Consider the following 19769-nt stretch of genomic DNA (forward strand, 5'->3'; position numbering starts at 1 on the left):
GCTGGACGCAGGGCCGGCCGATGGACCACGACCCCGATGTCGGGACCGCCGGCGGCCTGACGGTCGAGGAGGCATCGCGCCGACTGCTCGAGCTCGGCCCCAACCGCCTCCCGGACCCGCCGCGACGAGGGGTCGCGCTCCGCGTGCTCGACCAGCTGCGCGACCCCATGATCCTGCTGCTCCTGGGGGCTGCCGCACTGACCGCGGCGCTCCGCGACCTGGGCAACACGGCCATCATCGCGATGGTCGTCGTCTTCAACACCTCTGTGGGGGTGGCCCAGCAGGTGCGCGCCGAACGTGCGATGAGCGCGCTGCGGGCGCTGACTGCTCCCACGGCCAGGGTCGAGAGGGACGGGGTCGTGGCGGAGGTGGCCTCGGAGCACGTGGTGCCCGGGGACCTCGTGCACCTGACGGCCGGGGACGTCGTCCCGGCGGACGGCGTGCTGCTCGAGGCGGTGACCCTCCAGGTCAACCAGGCACTCGTCACCGGCGAGGCGTTGCCGGTCGACCTCGACGAGGGGGACGAGCTGGTCGGCGGCACCTCGGTCACCCGTGGTCGGGCGTCGGCACGCATCGTCAGGACCGGTGCCGACAGCGGTGTGGGGGCCATCGCGCAGATGCTGGTCCGCGCCACGACGCGACCGACACCCCTTCAGCGACGACTCACCAGACTCAGCCGCGACCTCGTCGCGGTCATCTCGGTCCTCACCTGTGTCGTCGTGGCGAGCGGGCTGTGGCAGGGGCGGCCGCTGACGGAGATGCTGGTGGTCGGGCTCAGCCTCGCCGTGGCAGCCGTCCCCGAGTCGCTGCCGGCCGTCGTCACCATCGCCCTCGCCCTGGGCGCCCGACGGATGGCCCGGCACAACGCCGTCATCCGCAGCCTCCCCGCGGTGGAGACGTTGGGATCGGTCACCGTCGTCGCGACCGACAAGACCGGGACCATCACGGAGGGCACGATGCTCGCCCGGCACGTCTGGGTCCCCGAAGGCACGTGGGCCGTGTCCGGGAGCGGGTACGACCCGAGGGGCCACCTCACCAACGGCGCGTCCTCCGCTCCCGGGCTGCCCGCGTCTGTCCAGCGACTCCTGCGGGACGCCGCACTGTGCAACGACGCGCGGCTGGTGCACGAGGACCCGGGCTGGAGCGTGGTCGGTGACCCGCTGGAGGGGGCGTTGCTCGTGGTGGCCGCGAAGGGGGGCCTGGACCTCGACGAGACTCGCGCCGCCTGGCGCAGGACCGCCGAGGAGCCGTTCGACCACAGCACGCTGCGGATGACCACCCGCCACGCAGGACCGGACGGCAGTGCGCTGACCATCTGCAAAGGCGCTCCGGAGGCCGTCCTCGACATCGTCGCACCGGGGCCGGCGGTCAGCGTGGCCCGAGGCGTCGCCGGAGCCTTCGCGGACGAGGGGCTGCGGGTGATCGCCGTGTCGGACGCACCGTCGACCGACACGGGTCGAGCGCTCGAGCTCGTGGGGCTCGTCGCAGTGGGCGACCCACCCCGGGCGCACGCCGCGCTCGTCGTCGAGCGTCTCGAGGAGGCCGGCATCCGGGTCGTCCTCGTGACGGGCGACCACCCCGGCACCGCGTCCAACATCGCCCGCGCGGTCGGCATCGAGGAGGAGGACGTCGTGGCCCGGGTCCGCCCCGAGCAGAAGGTCGAGGTGGTCGAACGCCTGCAACGGTCCGGCGAGGTCGTGGCCATGATCGGTGACGGCGTCAACGACGCACCCGCACTGCGTCACGCCGACATCGGGGTCGCGGCGGGTGACGGGGGAAGCGAGGTGGCCAAGCAGGCCGCCGACCTGGTGCTGATGGACAACGACCTCTCGACCGTGGTGGCGGCCGTCCAGGAGGGGCGCCGGATCTTCGCCAACATCCGCACCTTCCTCACGTTCGCGCTGGCCGGCGGCCTGGCCGAGGTCGCCGTGATGTTGCTCGGGCCCGTGATCGGACTCGTGCTGCCGCTGCTCCCGGGCCAGATCCTCTGGATCAACCTCCTCACCCACGGCATCACGGGCGTCGCCTTCGGCAACGAGCCGTCGGCTCCGCGGGACATGTCGACGCCTCCGCGCCCGGCGAGCGAGGCCGTCCTCACGGCTCGCTCCTGGCTGCTCATCGCCGTGGCCGTCGTCGCCCTGACGACGGTCGCGGTGACCGTCGGTGCACTCACCACGGGTTCGGTGGAGGAACGACGCACGTCGATCTTCCTCACCCTGGGGCTGGCCCAGCTGGGGGTGGCTCTCGCCCTGCGGGCCCCGGGTGGCCGGCGCACTCTCAGGAGCAGGCAGCTCGAGCTGGCCGTGCTCGTCGCCGCGCTGCTGCAGCTCGGCGCGGTCGTCGTCCCACCCCTGCAGACGCTCCTCGGCACGACGGTCCTCGAGGCGTCCGGGCTGGTCCCGCTGGCGCTGGCTGCCACGGTGCCGGGCGTGCTCGTGCGCCTGACCGTCGGCGTCCTCGGGTGGCGACGACGCACGTGAGGGCTCGGTCACTCGCCCGGCATCCGAACGCGGGTACGGGGTACGGGGCGGTCATGCCCACCCACGATCGGTTTCCCCGCGTCGTCCTCGTCACCGGCGCCTCCAGCGGGATCGGCGAGGCGGCGGCCCACCGCGCCGCGCGTCGCGGCGACCACGTCGTCCTGCTCGCCCGCGGTCGTGGTGCCCTCGAGAGGGTGGCGAGGGAGTGCCACCGGCTGGGCGCCGCGTCCACCGCGGTCGAGCCCACGGACATCAGCGTCGACGCGGAGGTCTCCGCGGCGGTCGCCGCGACCCTGGCCCGCCACGGCCGGATCGACACGGTGGTCGGGAGCGCCGGCGTCGTCGCCTACGGCCGGGTCGAGGAGGTGCCGGTCGAGGTGTTCGACCAGGTCGTGGCCACCAACCTGCTCGGGTCGGTCAACCTCGCACGCCACGTCCTCCCGGTGCTGCGCGCGCAGGGCGCCGGCAGCCTCGTGATGGTCGGCTCGCTGATCGGGCACATCGCCGTGCCGGACATGGCGCCCTACGTCCTCAGCAAGTGGGGCGTACGCGCCCTCGCCCGCCAGCTCCGGGTCGACAACCGCGACCGGCCGGGCGTCCGCATCGCGTACGTCAGCCCCGGTGGCGTCGACACGCCCATCTACCGCCAGGCCGCGACGTACGGGGGAGCGGTCGGACGACCGCCGTTCCCGGTCACGACGGCCGAGCGCGTCGCCGAGCGGGTGATGGCGGTCGCCGACGGCAGGCGCGGGAGCGGGCAGGTCGGCATCGCCAACGAGGTGATCCGCTTCGGCTTCACCGCCCTGCCGTGGGCGTACGACCGGCTCGTCGGTCCGCTCTTCGCGGTGGCCGCCCAGGACCAGACCGCGCCGCCGCAGTCGGGGCCCGGCAACGTGCTCGTCTCCCGCCAGGAGCACAACGGGCTGCGCGGCGGGCACGGCAACGCCCTGCTGGCCGCGGGTGCCAACGTCGTCGCGCTCGTACGCCGCCGCGTGCGGTCGCCGCGCGAAACCGGGGTGAGGCGGCCCGGCGACGGCCGATAGCATCACCGGACACGCACGGGGACGTCCGTCCCGCCCAGTGCCACCTCCAGCCTCACCTCCCGAAGGAGCTCTCGTGTCCGACATCAAGGTCGTCCGCATCCACGCCGATCAGCGTGCGGAGACCACGGTCACGACGGGCACCAAGGCCTGGGAGCTCTTCCGCGACGACGCCGACGTGATCGCCGCGCGCGTGGGCGGCAAGCTCAAGGACCTCGCCCACGAGCTCGCCGACGGCGACGAGGTCGAGGGCGTGGCCATCGACAGCGCCGACGGTCGCGACATCCTGCGGCACTCGACCGCGCACGTGATGGCGCAGGCCGTGCAGCAGATCTGGCCCGAGGCCAAGCTCGGCATCGGTCCGCCGGTGGAGAACGGGTTCTACTACGACTTCGACGTCGAGACCCCGTTCGTGCCCGAGGACCTCGTGAAGATCGAGTCCGCGATGCGCAAGATCATCAAGGAGAACCAGCGCTTCGAGCGCCGGGTCACCACCGATGCCGACGCGCTCGACGAGCTCAAGGACGAGCCCTACAAGATCGAGCTGATCGGCCTCAAGGGCGGCTCGGGTGCGTCCGACACCGAGGGCGCCTCGGTCGAGGTCGGTGCCGGCGAGCTCACCATCTACGACAACATCGGCCGCTCCGGCGAGGCCAAGTGGTCCGACCTGTGCCGCGGCCCGCACCTGCCGACCACCAAGCGGATCCCCGCCTTCAAGCTGATGCGCAGCGCGGCGGCCTACTGGCGCGGCGACGAGAAGAACAAGATGCTCCAGCGCATCTACGGCACCGCGTGGGAGTCCAAGGAGGCGCTCGAGGAGCACCTCCACCGCATCGAGGAGGCCGAGCGCCGCGACCACCGCAAGCTCGGTCGTGACCTCGACCTGTTCTCCTTCCCCGACGAGATCGGGTCCGGCCTGGCGGTCTTCCACCCCAAGGGCGGCGTGATCAAGCGCGTCATGGAGGACTACGTCCGCCAGCGGCACATCGAGGAGGGCTTCGACTACGTCGGCACCCCCCACATCAGCAAGGAGGGGCTGTTCCACACCTCCGGGCACCTGCCGTACTACAAGGACACGATGTTCCCGCCGATGGAGTTCGAGGGCTCGGACTACTACCTCAAGGCGATGAACTGCCCGATGCACAACCTGATCTTCCGCTCGCGCGGACGGTCCTACCGCGAGCTGCCCCTGCGGCTGTTCGAGTTCGGGTCGGTCTACCGCTACGAGAAGTCCGGCGTCGTCCACGGCCTGACCCGCGTGCGCGGCCTGACGCAGGACGACTCGCACTCCTACGTGACCCCGGAGCAGGCGCCGGCGGAGGTCAAGCACCTGCTGGACTTCGTGCTCGGCCTGCTGCGCGACTTCGGCATCGACGACTTCTACCTCGAGCTGTCGACCCGTGACGACTCCAAGCCCGAGAAGTTCGTCGGCACCGACGAGGAGTGGCAGGTCGCGACCAAGGTCCTCGAGGACGTCGCGATCGAGTCGGGCCTCGAGCTGGTCCCCGACCCGGGCGGTGCGGCGTTCTACGGCCCGAAGATCTCCGTGCAGGCCAGGGACGCGATCGGTCGTACGTGGCAGATGTCGACCATCCAGTACGACTTCAACCAGCCCAAGGGCTTCGAGCTCGAGTTCGCCGCGGCCGACGGCTCGCGCCAGCAGCCGGTGATGATCCACTCGGCGAAGTTCGGCTCGCTCGAGCGGTTCTTCGGCGTGCTGGTCGAGCACTACGCCGGCGCGTTCCCGCCCTGGCTCGCGCCCGTCCAGGTCCAGGGCATCCCGATCGCGGAGCGCCACAACGACTACCTCTTCGACATCGCCCGGCAGATGAAGGCGCAGGGGCTGCGGGTCGAGGTCGACGACTCCGACGACCGGATGCAGAAGAAGATCCGCAACGCGCAGCTGCAGAAGGTGCCGTTCATGATGATCGCCGGCGACGACGACGTCGAGAAGGGCGCCGTCAGCTTCCGCTACCGCGACGGCCGCCAGGACAACGGCGTGCCGCTCGCCGACGCGATCGAGCGGGTGGCGGCGGCGGTCGCGAGTCGCGAGCAGGTCTGAGCGTTCCTCGATGGTTGAGGTGCCAGCGGAGCGAGCCTCGGAACCGCGCCGCCCGATCGCCGACCTCACCGACGAGGAGGCGCGGCGCGCGCTTCCACTGAAGTGGGGCACGGTCCCGCCCGGGGTGATCCCCGCGTGGGTCGCGGAGATGGACTACGCGGTCGATCCGGTCGTGCTCGGGGCGGTGCAGCAGGCGCTCGCCGACGGCGTCACCGGCTACCCGCTCTTCGGGTTCGACCCCGCACTCGCCGAGGCGTACGCCGGCTGGTCGGCGCGGCACTTCGGGTGGGCGCCCGAGCCCGAGGCCGTCCTGCCGGTCGTCGACGTGACCGCCGGCGTCCGGGTGGCGCTCGACGTGTTCTCCGGGCCGGGCGGCGTGGTCTTCCCGACCCCCGGCTACAACGCCCAGCTCGGCCTGGCCGGGCTCACGGGCCGCGAGGAGGTGCGGCTGGAGGTGCCGACCGCGGCCGACCGCGCCGAGATCGACCTCGACCGCCTCGACCGGCTCTTCGCCGACGGCGCGCAGACGCTGATCCTGACCCAGCCGCACAACCCGTGGGGCCGCGTCTTCACCCGCGTCGAGCTCGAGGGCATCCGCGACGTCGTGCTGCGCCACGGCGCGCGGGTGGTGAGCGACGAGATCCACGCCCCGCTGGTCCTGCCGGGGGCCGAGCACGTCTCCTACCTCGCCATCGAGGGCACCCACGACCACGCGGTGGCGGTGGTCGCCGCGTCCAAGGCCTTCAACACCGCGGGCCTGCGCTGCGCCCAGCTGGTCGTCCCCGACGCCGCGTCCCGTCGGCTGCTCGCCGACCAGCCGATGGCGCGCAACGACTCGCACTCGCCGCTGGGCGCGATCGCCGCACGCACGGCGTACGCCGAGGGCGACCCGTGGCTCGCCTCCCTCGTCGAGCGCCTCGACCAGCAACGTGCCCTGCTCGCCGAGCTGCTCGCCGCCCACCTGCCGGACGTACGGATGCGCCCACTCGAGGCGACCTACCTCGCTTGGCTCGACGCGTCCGCCTACGGCCACGACGACGCCGCTGCGGTCGCGCTCGACCGCGGCCGGGTCAAGGTGAGCCCGGGACACTCGTACGCTCCCGGCACCACCGGCCAGGTCCGGCTCAACATCGCCACCTCGCCCGAGCGGCTGAGCGAGATCGTGGAGCGGCTCGCCATGGCCTGGGCCTGAGACCCGGCTCCACCTCGGTGGTCGAGTAGCTCGCTTCACTTCTGTGCCCCACTCTCGCTGGTTGAGGAGGGACGAAGTCCCGTCACGAAACCAGTCTCGAAAGAGCCCGAGAAACCATGGCCAGGAACCGTCCACAGCCATGGCCACTGTCGGACCCGACGACTAAAATCGTGCACATGATCGACGGACTGGCAGCACCGGCACGAGGGGTCGCGGACGACCTCTCTCCCGCCGACGTGCTGTCCGCGATCCGCGACCGCAAGGCCGCCGAGGACCAGGCCGCAGCCGACCAGCTGATCCTCGCCGCCGCCTGGGCTGACCTCCACCCGCCGGAGTCCATCCACGACGCCGCCTCGTTCACCGTCCCCGGGTGCGAGCACGAGGAACCCATCGCCGGTGAGGGTGCCCCGCTGGTCGCGGAGTTCTGCGTCGCCGAGCTCGGCGGAGTCCTCGGCATCTCCACGACCGCGGCGAAGAAGCTCATCGGCCACGCCCTCGAGCTGCGCCACCGGTTGCCGCGGCTGTGGGCGCAGGTCCACGCCGGCCAGGTGCCGGCGTGGCGGGCCCGGGTAGTCGCGGACACCACCATCCACACCTCACCCGCCCTGACGGCCGAGGCGGCGGGGTTCGTCGACGCGCAGGTCGCCGCCGTCGCAGGCAGGGTCGGCACCGCGCAGCTCGACCGGCTCGTCGCCGAGACCATCAAGCGCTACGACCTCGCCACCGCCGACCCGGCCGCGGACCCCGAGGACGGGTGGCAACACGTCGACCCGAGGCATGTCACCGTGAACACCGACGACGTGCACTACGCCGGCACCCTCCGTATCGAGGCAGAGGTCGACATCGCCGACGCCCTCGACCTCGACCGCGCCGTCGCCCACCACGCAGCCACCCAGAAGGCCCTCGGGTCGCAGCTGCCGCTCGACGCACGCCGGGCCAAGGCACTCGGTGACCTCGCTCGCACGCAGACCGCCCTCGACCTGGCGTTCCAGGACGGTGCAGTCAAGGGCGATGGCAACGACGAGAGCACCGAGTCCGATGACCAGCCGAACCTGCCGGCTGCTCGTGAGGTCGTCATCCACGCCCACTTCGACGCATCCGTGGTCGGCGAGCAGACCGTCTTCGGCCCCACCGGGCGGATGGAGAACGGCCAGCGGCTCGTGCTCCTCGACGAGCTCCGGTCCTGGTGCGCCGACAGCCGGACGAAGGTGACCGTCAAGCCCGTCATCGACCTCAACTCCCAGCTCATCGCGCAGGGCTACAAGGTCCCCGCCGACATCCGCGAGCAGGTCCAGCTGCGAGATCGCACGTGCGTGTTCCCCCGGTGCACCCGCCCGGCCCGCGGCTGCGATGTCGACCATGTCATCCCCTACGACCATGACGCCGAAGCCGAGGGACGACCACAGCCCGGGCCGACACAGACCGACAACCTCGCCTGCCTGTGCCGCTTCCACCACCGCCTCAAGACCCATTCCGCCTGGACCTACCGGATGGTCGAGAACGGGGTGTTCGAGTGGACCTCGCCCCACGGCCACCGCTACCGCCGCGACCACACCGGCACCACCGACCTCGACCCACCCGGCATCCCGCGACCACTCCGACGATGACCCCGCCCCGTACCCCGCCAACCTGTGATGGCGGGGCATGAGGTCTGTCCGAACGGCACGTCGAGGGGCGGGTTCGGTGAGAGACTCGCGCATCATGGGGGAGAGGACGTCGTGGGCCCGCGCTGCCCGGATCTGGTCGGTGCTCGCGGGATGCGCGGCTGTCGCAGCGTGCTCGCTTGCGGCGAGCGGTGACACCGAACCCGAGAGCGGGCTGGAGCCGAGCCTGCCGACGGTCGTCAACGCGCCGGGGACATGGTCGTCCGAAGCGGACATACGCGGACCGCTCGCGGCGATCGGCCTCGCCTTCCGCACCAAGCCCATCGGTGTGCTCGACGAGGTGGAGTCGTTGGAGATGTTCGCCGTGTCCGCACTGGACGGCCGGGCCACCTGGCTGAGCCTCCCTGACCTCGACATCAACCGGCCTGCCGGCGACGCGTTCGCGCTGTCGCCGGACGGTCGCCACATCGCCTGGGCGCGCAACGCCCCGTGGGGCCTGGGTCTCCGCGGGAGGTGGGTCGACGGATTCGCCCTCATGGACACGACCACGGGCGAGGTGCGCGAGCTCGTGGACCGCGCCTCCCCATCCGGAATGCTCTGGGCCGGCCTCAACGAGGTCCGGTTCTCCGGCGACTCCCGTTACCTGCTGACCAGCTACGCGCTCCCCGGCGAGCGGCCGCGCCAGCCACGCAGCGACCAGTTCGTCGCCTGGGACGTCGAGTCCGGCGCCCCCACGGTGCTCGAGGAGCCCGGTGAGCACTGGGCCCCCAGCCTGGGCTCGGCTTCGTCCGGCGTCGTCTGGGCGCGCGAGAAGGACGTGTTCAGGGTCGATCCGGCCACTGGCGACCGGACGACCGTGCAGCTGCCTGAGCGCGTCGTCACCGCGTCCTGGGGACCCGGGGACTCGAGCTTCGCCTACATCAGCCGTACGCCCGGCGGCGCGGCGAGCGACCAGCTGCACGTCGGATCGAGCGCCGACGAGGCCGCCGCCCGCCCGGTCGACCTGCCTGCCGACGCGCCACTCTCGCACGTGCTGGGCTGGCAGGACGCGACCCACGTCGTGGTGGGCCACCACCGGACCTGGGTCCACGTCGTCGACGTCGAGACCGGCGAGGCGCAGCGGATCGACATGGCCGGCCACGGTCGCCAGCTCAACGCGCCGGTGCTCGCCAACGCCCTGTGGCAGGAACCCCTCAGGGCCCGAGTGGATCCGAGTGGGACGACCGACCCGCGCGGGCCGTGGCGATGGTCGGCCCTGGCCCTGGCGCTGGTGGGTGCCGGTGCGATCGTCGTACGCCGCCGCCGCGGCTAGCGGTGAGCTGGACCTGGGTCCCGTACGGATACCCGAAGCGGGCGATGCGGCGCCCGGCGTCGCGGCGTAGCGTCGGGAGCGGCTCAGCACCGAGCGGGGGGCGCCCGTGATTCGGAGGTCCACCATGAGCAGCAAAGCCGTACGTGGGGCAGCGTTGGCGACTGCCATCGCGGCAGCAGTCGTCACCGGTGCCGCCGGCCCGTCCTCGTCCGCGACCCCCGTCCACATCGACGCCGACGAGACGTTCGAGGGCGCCGGGTCCACCTTCACCAGCACGATCGAGGGATGCGCCTCTGGCACGGTCTCCAACGGGCCCTTCCGGATCGGCGGGGGCCCGGGGACGGACTTCGGCAAGTTCAACGGCTTCAAGGTCTTCGAGTGCGCGGACGGCGGCGGCTTCGTCGTGCGCCTCATGGCGAAGTTCAACGAGGAAGGGTCCACCGGCACGTGGGCGATCGTCGACGGGTGGGACGGCTACGAGGACCTGCACGGTGCGGGGACGCTCGTCGGCACCCCCACGAGCACCGGGATCAACGACGTGTACGACGGGACGCTGCGCCCCTGACAGCCGCTCAGGCGGTGCCGTGCAGGTCCTTCACGTACCTCCGGCACGGCGACACGAAGGTCTCGCCACCCGCCGTCACCTCGTACGGCAGGTCACCCTCGTCGACCCAGCCCTGCTTCTCGTAGAACCGCCGCGCCCGGGCGTTGCCCACGACCACCGCGAGCCACGCCCGGTCGTGCCCGGCGGCAGCGATCCGACTCGTCGCCTCGGCGAGCAGGTCGGCGGCGACGCCGGTGCCCCGCCATGCGGGGGAGACGAAGAGCTGCTCCACCTCGTCGCCCACCACCATCACGAAGCCCACCAGGGCGCCTTCCCCGTGCTCGACGTCCGTGACAGCGACGGTCGTGTCGCCGACGCGCGGCGGCGTCCGTTCATGGAAGGCGGCCAGGGTGCGCAGATCGGTCAGGCCGTCGGGCACGTGGCCGGCGTGGCCGGCGTGCCAGCCCTCGTGCCACAGCTCCGCCACCGCGGCCATGTCGGCAGGAGCAGCCGGTCGGATGGACGTCATGCGCCCACCCTAGGATCGCTGGCATGGCTGACGACGGGCTCGAGCGGATCTGGACTCCTCACCGCATGGCCTACGTCAGGACCGCGGTGGACGACGAGGGCTGCCCGTTCTGCGCCATCCCCGGCCACCCCGACGAGGAGGCGCTCGTCGTCGCGCGCGGAGACGCGGCGTACGCCGTGCTCAACCTGCACCCCTACAACCCCGGCCACCTGATGGTGCTGCCCTACCGCCACGTCGCCGACCTCACCGACCTCACGCCCGAGGAGGCCGCCGAGGTCATGGCGATGACGCAGCAGGCCCTGCGCACGATCCGGTCGGTGAGCCGGCCCCACTCGTTCAACGTGGGCCTCAACCTCGGCCGCTCGGCCGGTGGGTCGCTGTCGGAGCACCTCCACCAGCACGTGGTGCCGCGCTGGACCGGTGACGCCAACTTCATCACCGTGGTCGGCGGCGCCAAGCTCCTGCCGCAGCTCCTCCAGGACACCCGGAAGCTGCTGGCCGACGCCTGGCAGGGGGCCTGAGCCCCCGGGACTCACTTCTTGCGGGGCACCACCGGGTCCGGCGTGTCGCTCTTGGCGGCCGTCTTGGCGTGCTTCTCCGCACGCTTCTCCTTGATGGACTTCCCGGATTTCTTGGACATGCCCTGTCGCGGCGACTTGTCGCTCATGGAGGCTCCTCAATAGGAAGCCTGGGTGGCTCCGTCCTGCCACAGTACGCCTCCGGCTAGCGTGGGACCCGTGGACGACGACACCCGGCTGCAGCGTGACGCCGCGCTCGCCGCCGACCTGGTCCGCGAGGCCGCCCTCCTGGCCGCGCGGATCCGTGCCGAGGGACTCGACGTCGAGCGCAAGACCAGCGGGTCCGACATCGTGACGCAGGCCGACACCGCCGCCGAGCGCCTCATCGTCCAGCAGCTCGCGGCCGAGCGCCCCGACGACGCGATCGTGGGGGAGGAGGGCACCTCGCGGCCCGGTACCTCGGGCCGTACGTGGGTCATCGACCCCGTGGACGGCACCTTCAACTTCTCCCGCGGCAGCGACTGGTGGTGCAGCGCGATCGCGCTGCACGACGAGGACGACGTCCTGCTCGGCGCGGTCCACCACGCCGCCTCGCTGCGCACGTGGGTCGGCGGCCCCGACCTGCCGAGCACCTGCGACGGGGTGCCGCTCGGCCCCCTGCCGGAGACCGCGCGCGAGGAGCGGTGCGCCGCGACGTACCTCCACCCGCCGTACTACGGCAGCGAGGTGGGAGAGGCGTTCACCCGCGCCCTCGGCCAGGTCGGCACGCTCCGGATGTTCGGCTCGGGGACCATGGACGTCATGGCGATCGCCTCGGGCCAGTGGGACGTGCTGTTCCAGCACTCCGTGGCCGACTGGGACCGGCTCCCGGGGGCAGCCATCATCCGCGGCGCGGGAGGCGACTCGGTCCTCGTGCCGGCATCCGGGGTGACCTGGACGGTCACCGGCGCCCCGGCCGCCGTGGCTGACGTCCGCGCCGCCCTGCTCGACCGGTAACCTGCCGCCGTGCTCGATCGGTTCAAGGCCTTCTGGCAGGGCAAGATGCTCGCGCCCTTCGTCAACCTGTTCATCCGCCTGGGCATCAGCCCCGACGTGGTGACGCTGGTCGGCACGCTCGGGGTGAGCTTCGGAGCGCTGTTCTTCTTCTCCCAGGGCTGGGTCTGGCAGGGCGTCCTGTTCATCACCGCCTTCGTCTTCAGCGACCTGATCGACGGCGCCATGGCCCGCAAGGTCGGCCGCAAGGACGACTTCGGCGCCTTCCTCGACTCCACCCTCGACCGGATCGCCGACGGAGCCCTGTTCGGGGGCCTGGCCCTCCTCTTCGCCTGGCACCGCGAGAGCCACCTCTACCTCGCGCTGACCCTCGTCATCCTCGTCATGGGGGCGGTCACGTCGTACGCCCGGGCCAAGGCCGACCACCTCGGCTACGACGCCAAGGTCGGCATCGCCGAGCGCCCCGACCGGCTCGTCGGCATGCTCGTCCCCGCCTTCTTCGCCGACGTCCTCGACCTCTGGATCCTGCTGGAGGTCGCCCTCTGGGCGCTGGCGATCGCGGCGACCGTGACGGTGGCCCAGCGCATCTGGGTCGTACGCCGCCAGGCCCTCGCCCGGGCCGCGTCGCGCGGCTGACCGGCCCCGACTTCGGTCGTGGCCCGATGCATCCTTCCGGATGAGGCCGCACTACGATCGAGACATGGCTGAGCACACCCCTGAGACCCCCATCGAGCACGGCACGAGCCGCGTCAAGCGCGGCATGGCCGAGATGCTCAAGGGCGGCGTCATCATGGACGTCGTCACCGCCGAGCAGGCCAAGATCGCCGAGGACGCCGGCGCCGTCGCGGTGATGGCGCTCGAGCGCGTCCCGGCCGACATCCGCGCCCAGGGCGGCGTGTCGCGCATGAGCGACCCCGACATGATCGACTCGATCATCGAGGCCGTGTCGATCCCGGTGATGGCCAAGGCCCGCATCGGCCACTTCGCCGAGGCCCAGGTCCTGCAGTCCCTCGGAGTCGACTACATCGACGAGTCCGAGGTGCTCACCCCGGCCGACTACGCCAACCACATCGACAAGTGGAAGTTCACCGTCCCGTTCGTGTGCGGTGCGACCAACCTCGGCGAGGCCCTGCGCCGCATCACCGAAGGTGCGGCGATGATCCGCTCCAAGGGCGAGGCCGGCACCGGCGACGTGTCCAACGCGGTCATGCACATGCGCACCATCGGCGGCGAGCTGCGCCGCCTGCACGGCATGTCCGAGGACGAGCTCTACGTCGCGGCCAAGGAGCTGCAGGCCCCCTACGAGCTGGTCAAGGAGGTCGCGGCCGCGGGCAAGCTGCCGGTCGTCCTCTTCACCGCCGGCGGCATTGCGACCCCGGCCGACGCGGCGATGATGATGCAGCTCGGCGCCGAGGGCGTCTTCGTCGGCTCGGGCATCTTCAAGTCCGGCAACCCGGCCCAGCGCGCCGAGGCGATCGTCAAGGCCACGACCTTCTTCGACGACCCCGACGTGGTCGCCAAGGTCTCGCGCGGCCTCGGCGAGGCCATGGTCGGCATCAACGTCGACGAGATCCCGCAGCCCCACCGCCTCGCCGAGCGCGGCTGGTAGTCAGCCCGAGGATCGGCGCAGCGCCCGGGTCAGCACCCGCGCGGCGTCGGTGAAGCCGTACGCCTCCTCGCCCGGCTGGGCGGGGAGGCCGAGACGGACCACCATGGTCCGGGTCGTCGGGTCGACCAGCAGCACCTGGCCGCCGAAGCCCAGCGCGGCGTACAGCTCCTCGGGCGCCCCGGGCGCGAGCTGGCCGGTCACCGGCCGCAGCGGCTGTCCCAGGTCGTCGACCGCGTCCGTCGCCCCGCGGATCGGGCCCGGCCGGTTGAGCCACCACAGGTGGCCGTAGGCCGCGTTGTGCACCGTCGACGAGCGGCCGACGGCGCGCCGGACGTACGACCTGTCGAGCAGCCGGCGTCCGCCGACCGTGCCCTCGGCGAGGTAGAGCCGGCCGAGCCGGGCGACGTCGAGGCACGTGGTCCGCATGCCGTAGAACACGGCAGCGTCGTCGGCGCGGTCGGTGATGAACGTCGAGTGGGTCATGCCCAGCGGCTCGAACAGGCGGGTCTCCGCGAACCTCGCGACAGGCTTCCCGGTCGCCCGCTCGAGCACGGCCTCGAGCACCTGGATCGCCGCGTTGTTGTACGCCCAGGCGGTGCCGGGCGGGTACTGCTGCGGCAGCGAGACGGCGTACCTCGTGCGGCTCCTCGCCGAGAGCAACCCGGTGTAGTCGGTCTCGAGCGACCAGAACCGGCCGCTGTCGTTGGACAGCAGGTTGCGGACGGTCACCGACTCCGACGCGGTGCCGCGCCACTGCGGGACCCATCGCGAGACGCGGTCGTCGAGGCGCAGGTCGCCGTCGCGCACCGCGATGCCGACCAGCGTGGCGGTCACCGACTTGGTGATCGAGAAGACCTCCCGCGGCTCGTCGCGCGCCAGTCGCCAGTTCCAGTCGCGGGCGAGCCTTCCCTTGCGGAGCACGGCGAAACAGGTGGAGTCCAGGCGTCCCGCCTCGTCCGCACCGCGCCGGATCGCGGTGCCGCGCAGGCCCAGTGCGGAGGGCGTACGCACGGTCCAGCCGTCGACGGTCCCCGCCCTGTCGGCGGCCGGTGCCGCGCCGGCCGGGGGAGTGCTCCCCGCCGCGAGCACCAGGGCCAGCGCGGCGGTGCCGAGCGCTGCAGGTCGGAGGAGCCTCATGGGCACTGAGCCTACGACCGGCACCCGGTCCTAGGATCGGCGTCCGTGAATCCCGTCATCGGCGTCCTCGCCCTCCAGGGCGACGTGCGTGAGCACCTCGCCGCCCTCCGCGCGCTGGGTGCCGACCCCGTGTCCGTACGCCGTCCCGCCGAGCTCGCTGCGTGCGACGGCCTCGTCATCCCCGGCGGCGAGTCGACCACGATGATCAAGCTCGCCCGGATCTTCGACCTCCTCGAGCCCCTGCGCGACGCCGTACGAGGTGGCCTGCCCGCCTTCGGCACCTGCGCCGGCATGATCATGCTGGCCGACCGGATCGAGGACGGCGCACCCGGGCAGGAGTCGATCGGCGGGCTGCACATCACGGTGCGCCGCAACGCGTTCGGCCGGCAGGTCGACTCGTTCGAGGAGGACCTGCACGTCGACGGCCTGGCCGAGGCGGTGCGCGCCGTGTTCATCCGGGCGCCGTGGGTCGAGTCGGTCGAGGACGACGTCGAGGTGCTGGCTCGGGTCGAGGACGGACCGGCCGCGGGTAGGATCGTCGCGGTCCGTCAAGGCCCCCTGATGGCGACCTCGTTCCACCCCGAGGTCGGCAGCGACCACCGGATCCACGGCATGTTCGTGGACCTGGTGCGCTCGGCCCGCTGACGCACCGACCCGAACCGCGACAGATAGAGGGATCCATGTCAGGCCACTCCAAGTGGGCAACGACCAAGCACAAGAAGGCCGCGATCGACGCCAAGCGCGGCAAGCTCTTCGCCAAGCTGATCAAGAACATCGAGGTCGCGGCGAAGCAGGGCGGCGGCGACCCCGCCGGCAACCCGACCCTCTACGACGCCATCCAGAAGGCCAAGAAGAGCTCGGTCCCCAACAAGAACATCGACTCGGCGGTCAAGCGCGGCTCCGGCGCCGAGTCCGGCGGCGTCGACTACCAGGGCATCTCCTACGAGGTCTACGGCCCGCAGGGCGTCGCCTTCCTCGTCGAGTGCCTCACCGACAACAAGAACCGTGCCGCGATGGAGGTCCGCACCGCCGTCACCCGCAACGGCGGCACCATGGCCGACCCCGGCTCGGTCTCGCGCCTGTTCACCCGCAAGGGCGTCATCGTGGTCCCGAAGTCGCAGGACCACGACGGCACGGTCCGTGACGTCACCGAGGACGACGTCCTCGAGGCCACGCTCGACGCCGGCGCCGAGGAGGTCAGCGACCTCGACGAGGCCTTCCAGGTCGAGAGCGAGGCCACCGACGTGGTCGCCGTCCGTACGGCCCTCCAGGAGGCCGGCATCGACTACGACTCCGCCGACGTGGAGTGGGTCGCCAGCCTCGAGATCCCCGTCGACGCCGAGGGCGCCGGCAAGGTCATGCGCCTCGTCGACGCCCTCGAGGACCTCGACGACGTGCAGGACGTCTTCACCAACGTCGACATCCCCTCCGACGTGATGGCCGAGCTCGAGGCCGCCGACGCCTGAGCCCGGCGCCGCGCGTGTCGTCCGCGCTCCCGCGCCCGCGGCGGGTTAGCGTGGCGCACGAACACATGTTCGGACGGGTGCGTGGCCCGGTCGACGGAAGGGGAGCGGCGTGCGGGTGCTCGGCATCGACCCCGGCCTGACCCGCTGTGGCGTCGGGGTGGTCGACGGGAGCGTCGGCAGGCCGCTGACGATGGTCGACGTGGGCGTCGTCCGCACCAGCTCCGGCCTGCCCATCGCCGAGCGACTGGTCACCATCGAGAAGGGCCTCGACGCCTGGATCGAGGAGCACCGCCCCGACGCGGTCGCGGTCGAGCGGGTGTTCGCGCGCTCCGACTCCAGCACGATCATGGGCACCGCGCAGGCGAGCGGCATCGCCCTCGTCGTCGCCGCGCGCCGCGGCCTGCCGATCGCGATGCACACCCCGAGCGAGGTCAAGGCGGCCGTCTCCGGCAACGGCCGGGCCGACAAGGCCCAGGTCGGCGCCATGGTGGTCCGCATCCTCCGGCTGACCGAGCTGCCCAAGCCCGCCGACGCCGCCGACGCGCTCGCCCTGGCCATCACCCATCTCTGGCGCGGCTCCGCCAGCAACCGCCTCGAGGCCGCCGTGGCGCGGGCCAGGACCCAGCAGTCACAGCAGCAGACCCCAGTGAGGACCCGATGATCGCCTTCGTCCGCGGCGAGGTCGCCGCCGTCACCCTCAACAGCGCCGTCCTCGAGGTCGGAGGGGTGGGCCTCGAGCTCATGTGCACGCCCGGCACGCTGGCGACCCTCCGCGTCGGGAGGTCCGCCACCCTGCCGACGAGCATGGTGGTGCGCGAGGACAGCCTGACCATCTTCGGCTTCGTCGACGACGACGAGAAGCAGATCTTCGAGATCGCCCAGACCGCGTCCGGCGTCGGTCCCAAGGTCGCCCAGGCGATCGTGGCCGTCATGAGCCCCGACGAGGTCCGCCGCGCGATCACGACCGAGGACGTCAAGGCGCTCACCCGGGTCCCGGGCATCGGCCAGAAGGGCGCCCAGCGCATCATCCTCGAGCTCAAGGACCGCGTCGGCCCGCCCGTCGGCGTCCACCACCCGGCGGCGTCCGCGGCCCCTGCGGCGCCGTGGCGCGACCAGGTCCAGCAGGGCCTCATCGGGCTGGGCTGGTCGGCCAAGGAGTCGGAGAAGGCCGTCGAGGCCGTCGCACCCGAGGCAGGCGACGCCCCCGACGTCGGGGCGCTGCTGCGCGCCGCCCTCCGGACGCTGAGCAAGGCCTGAGGCGGGCCCGACGATGAACTGGGACGACACCGACGAGGACACCTACGAGACCGAGCTGACCGAGGCGGAGCTCGGCCACCTCCAGCGCCTGACCGACGCAGACGCCGACGGCGACGAGCGCGCGGTCGAGGCGGCCCTGCGTCCCAAGACCCTCGACGAGGTCGTCGGCCAGGCACGCGTACGCGACCAGCTGGGGCTGGTCCTCGAGGCCGCCCGCCGGCGTGGCCGCGCCCCCGACCACGTGCTGCTGTCCGGTCCGCCCGGGCTGGGCAAGACCACGCTCGCCATGATCATCGCCGCCGAGATGAGCACGCCGCTGCGACTCACGAGCGGCCCCGCGATCACCCACGCCGGTGACCTGGCCGCCATCCTGTCCGGTCTCAACGAGGGTGACGTGCTGTTCGTCGACGAGATCCACCGGATGTCGCGCCCGGCCGAGGAGATGCTCTACATGGCCATGGAGGACTTCCGGGTCGACGTGGTCATCGGCAAGGGGCCGGGCGCCACGGCGATCCCGCTCGAGATCCCGCCCTTCACCCTCGTCGGCGCCACGACCCGGGCCGGCCTGCTGCCCGGTCCGCTGCGCGACCGCTTCGGCTTCACCGCCCATCTCGAGTTCTACGAGCCCCACGAGCTCGACCAGATCGTGCACCGCTCCGCCGGCCTGCTCGGGGTCCACCTGACCGCGGACGGGTCCGGCGAGATCGCCTCCCGCTCCCGCGGCACGCCCCGGATCGCCAACCGGCTGCTGCGCCGCGTCCGTGACTACGCCCAGGTGCGCGCCGACGGGGTGCTGAGCCTCCCGGTCGCGCAGGCCGCGCTCGAGCTGTTCGAGGTCGACGAGTCCGGTCTCGACCGGCTCGACCGGGCGGTGCTCGACGTGCTCTGCCGCCGGTTCGGCGGGGGACCGGTCGGGATCTCGACGCTGGCCGTGGCCGTCGGGGAGGAGCGCGAGACGGTGGAGGAGGTCGCCGAGCCGTTCCTCGTCCGCCTCGGCATGCTCGCCCGCACCCCGCGCGGCCGCGTCGCGACTCCGGCGGCGTGGCGCCACCTCGGCCTCACGCCGCCGCCGGTGCCGACCGTCGACTCCACCCTCTTCGAGGACCTGTGAGGAGGACCTGTGGGGCCGCGTAGACTCCACGCGCTCACGCACCCCACCTCCTGAGGAGACGTACGACCGTGAACGACCTTGCCGCCCTCCTGCCCCTGGTGGCCATCCTTGCCCTGTTCTGGTTCATGGTGATCCGCCCCCAGCAGCGCCGGCAGAAGGAGGTCGTCTCCCTCCAGAACAGCATCCAGGTCGGCCAGCGCGTGATGATGTCGTCCGGTGTCTTCGGCACGGTCGTCTCGCTCACCGAGGACCGCGCCCGCCTCGAGATCGCGCCGGGCACCCAGATCGAGATCGCGCGCGCCGCGATCGCGAAGGTCGACGAGCCGGTCGGGCAGGCCGGGGTCGACGAGCGCGACGAGCGCGGCGATGCCTGACCGTCGTACGGCCCAGGAGGCGCTGACGCGTCTCACCGTCGACGTCCCGGACTGGCCCGAGCAGGGCGTGACCTTCAAGGACATCACGCCCGTCCTCGCCGACCACCACGCGTTCTCCGCGATCATCACGGCACTGGCGGCGGCCGGGCGTGACGACCACGGCAACGTCGTCGTCGACAAGGTCGTCGGCATGGAGGCCCGCGGCTTCATCCTGGCCGCGCCCGTGGCGCTCGCGCTCGGCATCGGGTTCGTCCCCGTCCGCAAGGCGGGCAAGCTCCCGCGTGCGGCCCACGCGGTGTCCTACGCCCTGGAGTACGGCGAGGCCACCCTCGAGGTGCACCGCGACGGGATCGCAGCCGGCGAGCGCGTGCTCATGGTCGACGACGTGCTCGCGACCGGCGGCACGGTGGACGCCACCCGGCGACTCATCGAGGCCTGCGGGGGCGTCGCCACGGGCGCCACGGTGCTCATGGAGCTGTCGTTCCTCGAGCCGCGCACCGTCACCGGCGACCTGCCGATCTCGACGCTGCTGACGCTCTGA

The 19769-nt window shown here is 72.1% G+C and carries 21 protein-coding genes; 18 read left to right on the forward strand and 3 right to left on the reverse strand.

Translation table 11 applies throughout. From position 1 onward, the window contains the following. Positions 1 to 20: 20 nt before the first annotated feature. The 7 genes from AC57BS_RS08665 (at position 21) to AC57BS_RS08695 (ending at position 10255) form a co-directional block, all read left to right on the forward strand. On the forward strand, positions 21 to 2480 hold the full coding sequence (locus tag AC57BS_RS08665) for a cation-translocating P-type ATPase (protein WP_496411024.1): 2460 nt from the start codon (positions 21 to 23) through the stop codon (positions 2478 to 2480). Between the two features lie 53 nt (positions 2481 to 2533). Then, positions 2534 to 3523: an SDR family NAD(P)-dependent oxidoreductase gene (locus AC57BS_RS08670; RefSeq protein WP_496411025.1), complete on the forward strand. Its 990-nt coding sequence runs from the start codon at positions 2534 to 2536 to the stop codon at positions 3521 to 3523. 73 nt (positions 3524 to 3596) lie between these two features. Then, positions 3597 to 5582, forward strand: coding sequence for a threonine--tRNA ligase (thrS, locus tag AC57BS_RS08675; protein ID WP_496411026.1), 1986 nt, complete (start codon positions 3597 to 3599; stop codon positions 5580 to 5582). A 10-nt stretch (positions 5583 to 5592) separates the two neighbouring features. Further along, the gene (locus AC57BS_RS08680; RefSeq protein ID WP_496411027.1) at positions 5593 to 6774 is read left to right on the forward strand and encodes a MalY/PatB family protein; all 1182 of its coding nucleotides are present in this window, start codon (positions 5593 to 5595) and stop codon (positions 6772 to 6774) included. A 176-nt stretch (positions 6775 to 6950) separates the two neighbouring features. Beyond that, positions 6951 to 8381 carry an HNH endonuclease signature motif containing protein gene (locus AC57BS_RS08685; RefSeq protein ID WP_496411028.1) on the forward strand — a complete coding sequence of 477 codons (1431 nt, stop codon included), beginning with the start codon at positions 6951 to 6953 and terminating at the stop codon, positions 8379 to 8381. A gap of 94 nt (positions 8382 to 8475) precedes the next feature. Next, complete coding sequence (locus AC57BS_RS08690) at positions 8476 to 9690, forward strand: hypothetical protein (protein ID WP_496411029.1); 1215 nt, start codon at positions 8476 to 8478, stop codon at positions 9688 to 9690. A 124-nt stretch (positions 9691 to 9814) separates the two neighbouring features. Next, positions 9815 to 10255 (forward strand): hypothetical protein, encoded by a 441-nt coding sequence (locus AC57BS_RS08695; RefSeq protein WP_496411030.1) that lies wholly within the window; start codon positions 9815 to 9817, stop codon positions 10253 to 10255. 7 nt (positions 10256 to 10262) lie between these two features. Here AC57BS_RS08695 and AC57BS_RS08700 read toward each other — a convergent pair whose 3' ends face one another. Beyond that, positions 10263 to 10763 carry a GNAT family N-acetyltransferase gene (locus tag AC57BS_RS08700; RefSeq protein WP_496411031.1) on the reverse strand — a complete coding sequence of 167 codons (501 nt, stop codon included), beginning with the start codon at positions 10761 to 10763 and terminating at the stop codon, positions 10263 to 10265. Between the two features lie 23 nt (positions 10764 to 10786). Here AC57BS_RS08700 and AC57BS_RS08705 point away from each other — a divergent pair, with 23 nt between their 5' ends. Beyond that, positions 10787 to 11284: an HIT family protein gene (locus AC57BS_RS08705; protein WP_496411032.1), complete on the forward strand. Its 498-nt coding sequence runs from the start codon at positions 10787 to 10789 to the stop codon at positions 11282 to 11284. An 11-nt stretch (positions 11285 to 11295) separates the two neighbouring features. Here AC57BS_RS08705 and AC57BS_RS08710 read toward each other — a convergent pair whose 3' ends face one another. Beyond that, positions 11296 to 11430 (reverse strand): hypothetical protein, encoded by a 135-nt coding sequence (locus AC57BS_RS08710; protein ID WP_496411033.1) that lies wholly within the window; start codon positions 11428 to 11430, stop codon positions 11296 to 11298. A 70-nt stretch (positions 11431 to 11500) separates the two neighbouring features. On the opposite strand from AC57BS_RS08710, the gene AC57BS_RS08715 reads away from it, so the two are divergent. From AC57BS_RS08715 to pdxS, 3 genes are all read left to right on the forward strand, one after another. Next, positions 11501 to 12277, forward strand: coding sequence for an inositol monophosphatase family protein (locus tag AC57BS_RS08715; protein ID WP_496411034.1), 777 nt, complete (start codon positions 11501 to 11503; stop codon positions 12275 to 12277). Between the two features lie 9 nt (positions 12278 to 12286). Then, positions 12287 to 12910, forward strand: a complete 624-nt coding sequence (gene pgsA, locus AC57BS_RS08720) for a phosphatidylinositol phosphate synthase (RefSeq protein WP_496411035.1) — start codon at positions 12287 to 12289, stop codon at positions 12908 to 12910. A 64-nt stretch (positions 12911 to 12974) separates the two neighbouring features. After that, positions 12975 to 13883 carry a pyridoxal 5'-phosphate synthase lyase subunit PdxS gene (gene pdxS / locus AC57BS_RS08725; RefSeq protein WP_496411036.1) on the forward strand — a complete coding sequence of 303 codons (909 nt, stop codon included), beginning with the start codon at positions 12975 to 12977 and terminating at the stop codon, positions 13881 to 13883. Here pdxS and AC57BS_RS08730 read toward each other — a convergent pair whose 3' ends face one another. Then, complete coding sequence (locus AC57BS_RS08730; protein WP_496411037.1) at positions 13884 to 15020, reverse strand: serine hydrolase domain-containing protein; 1137 nt, start codon at positions 15018 to 15020, stop codon at positions 13884 to 13886. It lies immediately after the preceding gene. 45 nt (positions 15021 to 15065) lie between these two features. Between AC57BS_RS08730 and pdxT the strand changes: the two genes are divergently transcribed. The 7 genes from pdxT (at position 15066) to AC57BS_RS08765 (ending at position 19769) form a co-directional block, all read left to right on the forward strand. After that, positions 15066 to 15665, forward strand: coding sequence for a pyridoxal 5'-phosphate synthase glutaminase subunit PdxT (pdxT, locus tag AC57BS_RS08735; protein WP_496411038.1), 600 nt, complete (start codon positions 15066 to 15068; stop codon positions 15663 to 15665). 35 nt (positions 15666 to 15700) lie between these two features. After that, positions 15701 to 16486, forward strand: coding sequence for a YebC/PmpR family DNA-binding transcriptional regulator (locus AC57BS_RS08740; RefSeq protein WP_496411039.1), 786 nt, complete (start codon positions 15701 to 15703; stop codon positions 16484 to 16486). Between the two features lie 109 nt (positions 16487 to 16595). After that, complete coding sequence (gene ruvC, locus AC57BS_RS08745; RefSeq protein WP_496411040.1) at positions 16596 to 17147, forward strand: crossover junction endodeoxyribonuclease RuvC; 552 nt, start codon at positions 16596 to 16598, stop codon at positions 17145 to 17147. Beyond that, positions 17144 to 17743, forward strand: a complete 600-nt coding sequence (gene ruvA, locus AC57BS_RS08750) for a Holliday junction branch migration protein RuvA (RefSeq protein ID WP_496411041.1) — start codon at positions 17144 to 17146, stop codon at positions 17741 to 17743. Before ruvC ends, ruvA begins: the two co-directional genes overlap by 4 nt. A 13-nt stretch (positions 17744 to 17756) precedes the next feature. After that, positions 17757 to 18854: a Holliday junction branch migration DNA helicase RuvB gene (gene ruvB / locus AC57BS_RS08755; protein ID WP_496411042.1), complete on the forward strand. Its 1098-nt coding sequence runs from the start codon at positions 17757 to 17759 to the stop codon at positions 18852 to 18854. Between the two features lie 68 nt (positions 18855 to 18922). Continuing rightward, positions 18923 to 19228: a preprotein translocase subunit YajC gene (gene yajC / locus AC57BS_RS08760; RefSeq protein ID WP_496411043.1), complete on the forward strand. Its 306-nt coding sequence runs from the start codon at positions 18923 to 18925 to the stop codon at positions 19226 to 19228. After that, positions 19221 to 19769, forward strand: a complete 549-nt coding sequence (locus AC57BS_RS08765; protein WP_496411044.1) for an adenine phosphoribosyltransferase — start codon at positions 19221 to 19223, stop codon at positions 19767 to 19769. Before yajC ends, AC57BS_RS08765 begins: the two co-directional genes overlap by 8 nt.

The sequence above is a fragment of the Nocardioides sp. BGA-UO-ETr-FS32 genome (assembly GCF_059567905.1).